General features: G+C 69.2%; 8 protein-coding genes. 2 read left to right on the top strand and 6 right to left on the bottom strand.

The window, feature by feature from the left end:
• Window positions 1-17: 17 nt before the first annotated feature.
• Window positions 18-1112, bottom strand: coding sequence for a sn-glycerol-3-phosphate ABC transporter ATP-binding protein UgpC (ugpC, locus tag IHE47_RS07625; protein ID WP_192105295.1), 1095 nt, complete (start codon window positions 1110-1112; stop codon window positions 18-20).
• Window positions 1113-1258: 146 nt separating this feature from the next.
• Here ugpC and IHE47_RS07630 point away from each other — a divergent pair, with 146 nt between their 5' ends.
• Both IHE47_RS07630 and IHE47_RS07635 read left to right on the top strand, forming a co-directional pair.
• Entirely contained in the window at window positions 1259-2614 is a 1356-nt protein-coding gene (locus tag IHE47_RS07630; protein WP_192105296.1) for a GH1 family beta-glucosidase, read from the top strand.
• Window positions 2615-2651: 37 nt separating this feature from the next.
• Window positions 2652-4253, top strand: a complete 1602-nt coding sequence (locus tag IHE47_RS07635) for a glycosyl hydrolase family 39 (protein WP_192105297.1) — start codon at window positions 2652-2654, stop codon at window positions 4251-4253.
• 489 nt (window positions 4254-4742) lie between these two features.
• On the opposite strand, the gene thrC is transcribed toward IHE47_RS07635, so the two are convergent.
• From thrC to IHE47_RS07660, 5 genes are all read right to left on the bottom strand, one after another.
• Window positions 4743-6053: a threonine synthase gene (thrC, locus tag IHE47_RS07640; RefSeq protein ID WP_192105298.1), complete on the bottom strand. Its 1311-nt coding sequence runs from the start codon at window positions 6051-6053 to the stop codon at window positions 4743-4745.
• 289 nt (window positions 6054-6342) lie between these two features.
• On the bottom strand, window positions 6343-7341 hold the full coding sequence (locus IHE47_RS07645; RefSeq protein WP_192105299.1) for a homoserine kinase: 999 nt from the start codon (window positions 7339-7341) through the stop codon (window positions 6343-6345).
• On the bottom strand, window positions 7338-8492 hold the full coding sequence (locus tag IHE47_RS07650; RefSeq protein ID WP_192105300.1) for a homoserine dehydrogenase: 1155 nt from the start codon (window positions 8490-8492) through the stop codon (window positions 7338-7340). Before IHE47_RS07650 ends, IHE47_RS07645 begins: the two co-directional genes overlap by 4 nt.
• A gap of 87 nt (window positions 8493-8579) precedes the next feature.
• Window positions 8580-8738 (bottom strand): hypothetical protein, encoded by a 159-nt coding sequence (locus IHE47_RS07655; RefSeq protein WP_192105301.1) that lies wholly within the window; start codon window positions 8736-8738, stop codon window positions 8580-8582.
• A gap of 446 nt (window positions 8739-9184) precedes the next feature.
• Entirely contained in the window at window positions 9185-11032 is a 1848-nt protein-coding gene (locus tag IHE47_RS07660) for a S41 family peptidase (protein WP_192105302.1), read from the bottom strand.
• Between the last annotated feature and the right edge of the window lie 110 nt (window positions 11033-11142).

Below are 11142 nucleotides of genomic sequence, written 5' to 3' on the forward strand. Positions count from 1 at the left end.
GCAGGCGCGCAACCGCTTCAGCCGATGCGCGCTCCATTGCCCGGATCGAAGAAGTGCAGGCGTGGCGTGGCGATGCCGAGGCGCACGGTTTCGCCGGGTGCGCAGGCGATGCCCGGCGGTGTGCGCGCGACCAGGGGCAGGTCGCCGTGGCGCAGGTTGAGGAAGACTTCGTTGCCCACCGGTTCCAGCACTTCCAGCCGCGCCTCCAGCGCGGCACCGGAGGCATCGGTCGCGAGCGGGTGCAGATCCTCCGGGCGCAGGCCGAGGATCACCTCGCGCCCGCGCCACGCGGCGAGCGCGTCCATCTGCGGCGGCGTGCCGAGCCGTATCGTGCCGCCCGCCGTGGCCAGTGCGAGGCCGTCGTCCGCATGCAGGGTGCCGCGCAGCAGGTTCATCGCGGGGCTGCCGAGGAAGCCGGCCACGAACAGGTTGGCGGGGCGCTCGTAGAGCTTCATCGGCGTGTCGATCTGCTGGATCGCGCCCTGGTCGAACACCACGATGCGCTGGCCCAGCGTCATCGCCTCGACCTGGTCGTGGGTGACATAGACCGTGGTGGTGCCGAAGCGGCGGTGCAGCCGCGCGATCTCCACGCGCATCGACAGGCGCAGCCGCGCATCGAGGTTGGACAGCGGCTCGTCGAGCAGGAACACCGCGGGCTGGCGCACCATCGCGCGGCCCAGCGCCACGCGCTGGCGCTGGCCGCCGGACAGCGCGGCGGGGCGCGCGTCCAGCCGCTGTTCCAGTTCCAGCAGGCGGGCGACTTCGTCCACGCGCCGCGCGATTTCCGCGCGCGGCGTGCCGCGCAGGCGCAGGCCGAAGCCGAGGTTCTCGGCCACCGTCATGTGCGGGTAGAGCGCGTAGTTCTGGAACACCATCGCGATGTCGCGGTCCTTCGGCGCCACCTCGTTCACCACGCGGCCGCCGATGCGCAGCGTGCCGGCGCTGATGGCCTCCAGCCCCGCGATCATGCGCAGCAGGGTGGTCTTGCCGCAGCCGGAGGGGCCGACCAGCACCAGCAGCTCGCCGTCGGCGATGTCGAAGCTGGCGCCGGCCACGCCGACGTGCCCGTTGGGATAGACCTTGCGCACGTTGTCGAGACTGACGGTGGCCATCGGCGTTGCGTGCTCTCTGCTGGTTGTCGCGGCGTGGCGGTCGGTGTCGCGGAAAAGGGCGTGCATCCCGGGACGGCGTTCGGCTATTCTCGGGATGTAAACGGTTACATCAAGCCGCAGTGCGGCATTCGAGAGTTTCGGAATCCATGACTTCACGCTACCGCTTTCCGGACGGGTTCCTCTGGGGCGCGGCCACTTCCGCCTATCAGATCGAAGGTTCGCCGCTGGCGGACGGCGCCGGCCCCAGCATCTGGCAGCGCTTCGCGCACACGCCCGGGATGATGGCGAACGGCGACCACGGCAACGTGGCCTGCGACCACTACCGCCGCTACAGGGACGACGTGCAGCTGATGCGCGCGCTGGGCCTGCAGAGCTACCGCTTCAGCGTGAACTGGGCGCGCGTGCTGCCCGGGGGTGCCGGGCGCGTCAATCCGAAGGGGCTGGACTTCTATTCGCGGCTGGTCGACGAGCTGCTGGAGAACGGCATCACGCCGAACGTCACGCTGTTCCACTGGGACCTGCCGGCGGCGCTGGACGACCGCGGCGGCTGGCTCAACCGCGACAGTGCGCACTGGTTCGCCGAATACGCCACGACGATGTTCAAGGCGCTGGACGACCGCGTACCGTACTGGAGCACGCTCAACGAACCGTGGGTGGTGGTCGACGGCGGCTACCTGCATGGCACGCTGGCGCCCGGCCACCGCAGCCCGTTCGAGGCGCCGATCGCCGCGCACAACCTGATGCGCGCCAGCGGCGCGGGCATCCAGGCCTACCGCGCGCACGGCAGGCACGAGATCGGCGTGGTGTTCAACATCGAGCCCAAGTATCCGTATTCCGACAGCGCGGAAGACCTCGCCGCCACGCGCCGCGCCAACGCCTACATGAACCAGCAGTTCGCCGACCCGGCGCTGCTCGGCAGCTACCCCGCCGAGCTGGCGGAGGTCTATGGCGAGGCCTGGCCGGATTTCCCGGCGGACGATTTCCAGCTGACCAGGCAGCCGGTCGATTTCGTCGGCCTCAACTACTACACGCGCGCCGTGGTGCGGCACGACGCCCACGCCTTCCCGCTGCGCGCCGCGCCGGTGCCGCAGCCGCAGCACACGCGCACCGAGACCGGCTGGGAAGTCTACGCGCAGGGCCTGGTCGACATGCTCACCGGCTTCCGCCAGCGCTACGGCGACATCCCGCTCTACATCACCGAGAACGGCTCCGCCTTCTACGATCCGCCGACGGTGGAGGGCGAAGTGCTGGAGGATCCGCTGCGCACGGATTACCTGCGCAAGCACCTCATGGCCGCGCATCGCGCGATCGAGGCCGGCGTGAACCTCAAGGGGTATTACGCGTGGTCGCTGATGGACAACCTGGAGTGGTCGCTGGGCTTCGCCAAGCGCTTCGGCCTGTACCACGTCGATTTCGCCACGCAGAAGCGCACGCCCAAGGCCACCGGGAAGCTCTACGCGCGGGTGATCGCGAGCCACGGCGAAGCGCTGGACGAATCCTGAAAAACCGAATCATGCGCAAGGGCGCAGGGGAGATGAAATGAACAACACGAGGACGATGCCGCGGCGGGCCGCACTGGGCCTGCTGGCCGCGGGACTGCTCGCGCTGGGTGCAACGCAGGCCGCGCCTGCCGCCGGCGACGACGTGCGGATCAAGGTCGACGCGAAGGCGCAGGGCACGCCGTTCCCGCACTACTGGGAACAGATGTTCGGCTCCGGTCGCGCCGCGCTGGCGCTGCGCGACGACTACCGCAAGGACCTGGTCGCGGTGAAACAGGCCACCGGCTTCGGGTACGTGCGCTTCCACGGCATCTTCGACGAGGACGTCGGCCTGTTCCAGCTCGGCAAGAACGGCCAGCCGTTCTACAACGCCGCCGACAAGTCGGACAAGGGCAGCGAGCCGGTCTACAACTTCTCCTACGTGGACCAGATCTACGACGGCCTGCTGGAGCGCGGCGTGCGGCCCTACGTGGAATTGAGCTTCATGCCGGACGACATGAGTGCCGATCCCAAGGCGATCCTGGACATGTGGTATCGCCCCAACATTGCGCCTCCGAAGGACTACGCGCTGTGGGACGGCATGATCCGCGCTTTTGCACAGCACCTGATCGCGCGCTACGGCATCGATGAAGTGTCGCAGTGGTACTTCGAGGTGTGGAACGAGCCCAACATCGGATTCTGGGCCGGCAACCCCAAGATGGCCACCTACTACACGCTGTACGACCACACCGCGCGCGCGCTGAAGTCGGTGAGCCCGCGCCTGCGCGTGGGCGGCCCGGCCACCGCGCAGGCCGCGGAGGTCGCCGGCTTCCTCAAGCACGTGCATGACGCCAACGTGCCGGTGGATTTCGTCAGCACCCACGTCTACGGCGACGACACCGCCGACAACGTGTTCCACACCAGCGAGAACATCCCGCGCAAGGACATGGTGTGCCGCGCGGTGGACAAGGTGCACAAGGAGGTGCTGGCCTCGCCGTACCCGAAGCTGCCCTTCATCATGAGCGAGTTCAACGCTTCCTACGCCAACCTGCCCAACGTCACCGACTCGGTGTACATGGGCCCGTGGCTGGCCAACACCATCCGCGCCTGCGCCGGCAAGGTGGACGCGATGAGCTACTGGTCGTTCTCCGACGTGTTCGAGGAAGGCGGCGTGGTGCGCACGCCGTTCTACGGCGGCTTCGGCCTGATCGCCGAGGACAACATCCGCAAGCCGGCCTACAACGCCTTCGCGATGCTGCACCGGCTGGGCGACGTGCAGCTGCCATCGTCCTCCGACTCCGCGCTGGTCACCCGCCGTGCCGACGGTACCCTGGCGCTGGCCCTGTGGAACTACGCGCCGCCGGTGGGCGACACCGCCGATTACACCGTCGGCCAGCCGAAGGGTGACGTGAAGCATTTCGAGGTCGACCTGTCCTCGTTGCCGCCGGGCGCCGCGGCGACCGTGTGGCGCCTGGATGAAACGCATGGCAACGTCATCGCCACGTTCGACCGGATGGGGCGCCCGGCCTTCCCCTCGCGCGAGCAGATCCGGCAGTTGCGCGAAGCTGGCCAGATGGCCGCGCCCGAGCAGGTCGCGCTGCACGGCGGCAAGCTCGTCCTCGACATCCCGCCGCAGGGCCTGGTGGTGGTCGAGGTGCATTGAGCACTCATGCTTTCGAGCCCCTCTCCCGCTTGCGGGCACGCGGGGAGGCGCCATGGATGGCGCCGGCTTTGAGGAGCGAGGAGAGGGGTTGGGGAGAGGGGCTCTTGCTTGTGCTGGGTTGTCGCAAGTTTCAAAGCGGTTTCGTGCGCCTGTCGGCGCCCGAGTTACTTTTCTCTTGAGTGGCCAAGAGAAAAGTAACCAAAAGAGAAGGCCACCCCGATGCGGCGCTCTCCGGGCATCCTGCCCTCCGAGTCCGTGAGGCGTGGCCGGGCTTTTCGGCCGGGCTCCTGCCCGGTCGAAAAGGCGTTGCCATCCGTGGCAACGCCCGCTGCGCGGCCTGATCGTCCACGCCTCACCGCCGCATAGGGGCCCCGAAGGGCAGCGCGCTCCTGCGCGCAGAAGCAACAGCCAGAGCTACAGCTACAGCTAGAGTTAGAGCTAGAGCTAGAGCTAGAGCTAGAGCTAGAGCGGACCGTCCTGACGGTGGGGTCAATTCCGCTCGCGCAGCCACTGCTTCAACGCTTCATCATCCGCTGCCATCGGCTCCGCGCTGGCCGAACGCTGCAGCATCGCCGCCAGCGCGGGCGGGACAGCGACGGCATGGCCGACCAGCGGTTCCACCACCTGCTCGAACTTCGCCGGATGCGCGGTGGCGACCACGGCCCACGGCCGGTCGTCGCTCCGTTCGCGCAGGCGGTCGAGCAGGTGCAGGGCGGTGGCGGTGTGCGGGCAGAACGTTTCGCCGTGTTCACTCGCATGCAGGGCGATGGTGCGGCGGATGGTGGCGTCGTCCACGCTCTCCGCATGCAGCGTGTGGCGCAGCGCCGCGTCGTCGCCGAAGGTCCAGTGCAGGCGCTCGAAGTTGCTGGGCGCGCCCACGTCCATCGCATTGGCCAGCGTGGCGATCGCTTCGCGCGGCGCGTAATCGTGGCCGGCGAAGAACTCGGGCAGGGTGGCGTTGGCATTGCAGGCCAGCCGGACCTCGCCCAACGGCAGGCCCATCGCACGCACCCACAGGCAGGCCATCGCGTTGCCGAGGTTGCCGGTGGGCACGAGGAAGTCCAGCGGCTCGCCGCGTTCGCGCCAGAAACCGAGCGCCGTGTGCGCGTAGTAGCTCATTTGCGGCAGCAGGCGGCCGAGGCTGATGCTGTTGGCGGAGCTGAGCGGCACGGCGCGTTGCAGCTCCGCGTCGTTCAGCGCGGCCTTCACCATGCGCTGGCAATCGTCGAAGCGCCCCGCCACGCGCAGCGCCTGCACGTTGCCGCCGAAGCAGCCCAGCTGGTGCGCCTGCCGCGGCGAGACCAGGCCATCGGGATACAGGATCGCCACGCGCACGCCCGGCTGGCGATGGAATGCCGCGCCCACCGCCGCGCCGGTGTCGCCCGAGGTGGCGACCAGGATGGTGAGCGGCCGGTCGTCCGCACGCGGCAGCCGGCGCAGGCAGGCGGCGAGGAAGCGCGCGCCCACGTCCTTGAACGCCGCCGTGGGGCCGTGGAACAACTCCAGCATCTGCGCGTCGCGGTACGGCAGCGGGCGCAGCGGCACCGCGAAATCCAGCGCCTCGGCGCAGATCGCCGGGAGTTCGCTGGCCAGCGCATCCCCCGCGAAGAACGGCGCGAGCAGGGTGGCGGCGGTGTCGGCCAGTGAGCCGCGTGGATCGAAGTCGGAAGGATCCAGCGTCGGCAAACGCTCCGGCACGTAGAGGCCGCCATCCGGCGCGAGGCCGGCGGCGATGGCTCCGCTCAATGTGGCGGCAGGCGCGTGCTTGCGCGTGCTGAGGTAGCGCAACGAATGACTCATGAGCCGCTCCCCGCATGCACAAGATTGTTGGCCTCGGTCCCCGGGTGCGGCGTGGCGTGGCGGCGGCGGTCGTGTCGCGGAGTGTTGTTCCAATGTCCCTGGAACAGCAGGCGTGCAATTCCGGCGTATCGAACCGGGCCATTCCTCCTGGTTGCTTCCTTGTTGCTTGCGAAGGCGCTGTAGCCAAAGCCCCTCTCCCCCGACCCCTCTCCTCGCTCCTCAAAGCCGGCGCCATCCATGGCGCCTCCCCGCGTGCCCGCAAGCGGGAGAGGGGAGTGTGGCATGCGGCTCATGCGGCCACCTCGCCATCGACCAGGCACGCCGCGGGTCCATCGATGGGCGCGACGAACACGTCGCTCTCCAGGCCCGTTTCGGCAAACGCCGCCCGCATCGCGACCGAGGCCGCCTCTGCCTCCGCACGATGCTCGAACCAGCCGAACACGCTGGGCCCGCCCCCGGAGATGCTCGCCCCCAGCGCGCGATGGTCGAGCGCTGCCTGCTTCACGCGGCCGAAGTTCGGCACCAGCGGCGCCCGCCGCGGTTCCACCAGCATGTCCTTCAGGCCATCGCGCACCAGCGCCGCGTCGCCACGGAAACAACCGGCGAGCAGCAACGAGAGGTTCGCGCTCTGCGCCACGAATTCGCCCAGCGCGTAGTGCCCCGCCAGCGCGGCGCGCGCCTTGCGCGTCTCCAGCACGAAGTGCGGATGCACCAGCGCGCAATGCCAGCCGGCCGGCACCGGGATGCGCAGCACGCGGTCGTGTGTGGCCAGCGCCAGGCCGCCGAGCAGTTGCGGCCCCACGTTGTCGCCGTGGCGGCCGCCGCTGGCCGCCGCCTCGCCGTCCATCGCGAAGCCGTACAGCGCCTCGTGCGGCAGCGGCTGCTCCAGCAACGCGTTCGCCGCCACCAGCGCGGCCACGCAGGAGGCGGCCGAGCCGGCCATGCCCGAACCCAGCGCGATGCCCTTGTGCAGCACCACTTCGAAGCCGTGGCGCAGGCCCAGCGCCTTGCGCAGCGCGAGCAGGGCGACGCCGGCGGTGTTGCGCTGCGCGTCCAGCGGCAGGTCCTGGGTGGTGCCGTGGATCGCCGCGATGCGCACGACGGGTTCGTCGATGCGGCGCACCTCGGCGCGGTCGCCGGCGCCGGCCATGCTATGGCCGAGGATGTCGAAGCCCACGCCGACGTTGCCGACGCAGGCGGGCGCGAACGCGACGGCGCGGACACGGCGGGGAGCGGGGCGGGACGACGAGGTCTTCATGGGTTCCTGCAACAGGGTAGGGGCGTTCATGCGCGCGGCTCCAGCGATTCGGCGATCCGCAGCAGGTCGGCGAACACGCCGGCCGCGGTCACTTCCGGCCCGGCGCCGGGTCCTTGCACGAGCATGGGATTGTCGCAGTAACGGCGCGTGCGGAACTGCACCACGTTGTCGGTGAGCCGTGTGTGCGCGAACGGGTGCGCCACGGGCAGCACCGCCAGCCGCACGCTGGCGCGACCTTTGCGGTCGAGGCTGGCGACGTGGCGCAGCACGCCGCCGCGGGTGTGCGCCTCGGCGAGCCTAGCGGCCATCGGCGCGTCGAGTTCGTGCAGGCGCTGCATGAACTCGTCCGCGGGCAACCCGGCCAGCGCGGGCGGCACCAGGCTCTCCACCGCCACCTGTTCCAGCGACAGCGGCCAGCCGGCCTCGCGCGCGAGGATCACCAGCTTGCGCGCCACGTCGAGGCCGGACAGGTCCTCGCGCGGATCGGGCTCGGTGTAGCCCAGCGCATGCGCCTCGCGCACCAGCGCGGAAAACGGCTGCTGGCCGTCGTGGCGGTTGCACAGCCAGGCCAGCGTGCCGGAGAACATGCCTTCCACCGCCAGCAGTTCGTCGCCGGTGTCGAGCAGGTCGCGCAGGGTCTGCACCACCGGCAGGCCGGCGCAGACGGTGGCCTCGTAGTGGAAGCGCGCGCCGTCGGCGCAGGCGGCGCGGATCGCGCGCCAGCGTTCCAGCGGTCCGCTGCCGGCCAGTTTGTTCGGCGTCACCACGTGCAGCCCGGCGGCCAGCCAGCGCGGATAGTGCGCGGCCACCGCTTCGCTGGCGCTGCAGTCGACCAGCAGGGCGTGCCGATCACCCATGCCGTGCACGTGCGCGGCGAAGACGTCGAGGTCGCTGGGGCGCCAGGTCTGCGCACCGGCATGGCGGGCGTTGAGCTCGGCGTCGTCGCAATCCAGCCACATGCGCTGGCGGGCCACCACGCCGCAGAGTTTCAGGTCCAGCGCGTGGTCCCGCGACAGCCGCGGCTGCGCCGTGCGCAGCTGGTCCAGCAGTGCGCCGCCGACCCGGCCGGGGCCGATCAGGCCCACCGCCAGCGTGCGCCGGCGCGCGGTTCGCGCGGGCAGCGCGAAGGCGCGCGGCGGCAGGTTCGGATGTTTGGCGAGCGGCGAAGCGCAGATGTTCACAGTGACCTCCGGTGGAGGTCCCGTCTCGCTAGGCGGTGTCGGTCGCGCCGGCCCGCCTCTTCGAGGGCGGGACCGTTGCGTAAAGGGTTACTCGCGCACGGACACCCACCCGGAACCGGTGGTACCGGTACCGGTGGTAATAATCGTGGCGATGGCGGTTGCGGCGATGCCGCCCGCGGCCAGCAGCGTCCGTCCGGCGTTGACCGGGGTCGGGAGCATGCGTGCTGGTGCGAAGGATGGCGACATGGATCCGAGCCTAGATGGGCGCTTGCGCGGATGTCAACAGGTTTTTTGGAATAAGCATGGGCGGCCGTATGGACGTCCAGACGGCCACTTGGTTTACGAGTTCGCGAACGCCCATGCGGTTGGTCGCCTGGATCGATGGTGCGTGGCGAGCGTGCCGGCATGCCGGTCGGCACCATGCCACCGGTCGGATGTGATCCCTCCCGGATGGCCTGATTGGCGTCGGGTCCCGGTCGCGCAATGTCTGTCTCCCTCCCCTGCGTGCAGGGGAGGGCTGGGGTGGGGTCAGGCTCTTGCGAAAGCCATCCATGAGCGTCTTGCGCAAGGTTTCACCCCCTCCCAGCCTCCCCCTGCAAGCAAGGGGAGGAGCAAATCGGCTCACGGCTGGACTCGACGCCAATCAGGCCCGGATGGCGGCTGCCGGCCGTCGTTGCCCGCATCCGGGGTGGTCAGTGGAGCTGGCCCCGGTACATTTCCTCGATGCGGGAAATGGGCGTCTTCGGGCCCAGGATCAGGCGCAACGCCTCTTCCAGTACCGGGTCCCTGCCGGCACGGATGGCCGCAATGGTCGGTTCGACAACGACGTCCGGAACGATGCCGACGCGCTGGGTAGGCCGCCGGTCGGGATAAAACACGCCAACGCCGCTGATGATCGTGAACAAGCCGCCGGGCAACTCGACCCGCGATGCGTTGCCGTCGGCTCCCGCCGTCGTGCTGCCCACGACCAGCGCCCCGGGGGCGGCGCGGAATGCCATGGCGGTGTACTCGGCCTGGCTTTGCGTCACTTCATCCACCAGGATCACGACTTTGCCGCGGTAATGGGGAGCCTTGGGTTCGAGTACCAGCGGCGGCGCCCAGTGGAACGCACCCGGGTTGGACAAGTCGCCCGCGGTGAAGCGCGCGAACGGTGTCGGCCGGTCGACCAGCAGCGAGCCCAGTGCGAAAACCATGAATTCCGACGGATAGTTCCTGGCGTCGATGATCATGCCCGCGGTGCCCGCCGCCTGCCTGACGTAGTCGCCCGCCTGGCGCGCACTTGCCGACGACAATTTCAGATAGGCGACCTCGGGCGACAACAGCCGGAATGCGGGGCCGGGCAGATCGTGGAACGCAATGGGGAGGTAGTCGCCCATGGCAAGATGGTCTTTCGGCAAGGGCACGCGCGCGACTTCGAGACTCAACGCATGGTCGTCCCTGCGGACCGCCAGGCCGACCTCGCCGCAGGGGCCGCGGGTCATGTAGGTCGCGATGTCGCGCAAGCGTGCAGCCTCGTTGGAACCCGCGTAGTAAGGCGCCCATTCCCTGACCAGGGCTGGTATGGGCCGGCCGCCCAGTTTCGTGATCACGTCGCCGGTCTGCAGTGCCGATGGGTTCGGCGGTGCGCCGTCGACGGCCGTTACCACGGCCTGTTGCTGCACGAAGCGCAGGCTCACGGGCAGGTGGCAATGGCCGGCTGGCGGCCTTGTGTCCAGGGAGCTTCGCAGGCTGGCATGGGTGTCGTGGACCCTGGCAATGAGCGCCATCGCTTGAAGCTGGTAGCCGGTGCTGTCCCTGGCCAGCACAAGCCTCGGGATGAACGTTGCCAGGACCTTGTCCCAGTCTTCGCCGATCACGTCCCGGTCGGGATACCAGTATTCGATGATGTTCCAGTAACGGAACAGCGCAAGGAGCTGGAAGCCGGAATCGGGAAAGGGGATGTGGTCGTATGACGGTTCGTGCCCGAAGACCGGATAGCCGACCTTCGGCGCCAACGTGACGTAGAACTGCGTGCCGACCTGCCGCTGATCGCGGATCCACTGCAGTTTTCGACTCAACGTTTCCCCCAGGAGCCGGGCGTCGGCAATCCAGTCCAGGTCCGGGGAGGATTGAAGGTCGTGCGGGTCCAGGTGCGCGCACGGACTGCAGCGGGGCACCGGTCCCAGAGCGTCGATCCACTTGACCAGCGCGGCATTGGCGCTGGCGCGGTCGGGCGCCCGAAGGATCGCGGGCAACACCCGGAACAGCGCGTAGTCCCATTGCAGTCGGCCGGAGGTGACCGTGGGGTCGTAGTACTTGAGGAAGCCCCAGACCTTGCCCAGCGTCACCAGGTTTTCAATCTGCGTCCCGTCGAGTCCGTGGATCGCGATACCGGAGCCGTTGTCGAACCGGTGGTCCGTGGCGATGGCCAGCTTCGGCGGATTGCGTCCGGCCGTCTCCGCGCCATCCGCCGCCGCGGCCTGGGGAATGTCGTGCCCGCCACTCGGCGATGGCCGGGGTGGTGACAGCTGCGCGATGGCGACAGCCGGCAGCGCCACCATGGCGGCAACCGCCACGCATCTGAAGAATGAGCCCGATCGGCTCGCCATTCCGTGCAGGGCAACTTTGGCCGCCATCGAATCTCCACCTTGCGCGGCCCTTGCGGGAGATG

The organism is Rhodanobacter sp. DHB23 (genome assembly GCF_014842975.1).
Lineage (GTDB): Bacteria > Pseudomonadota > Gammaproteobacteria > Xanthomonadales > Rhodanobacteraceae > Rhodanobacter_A.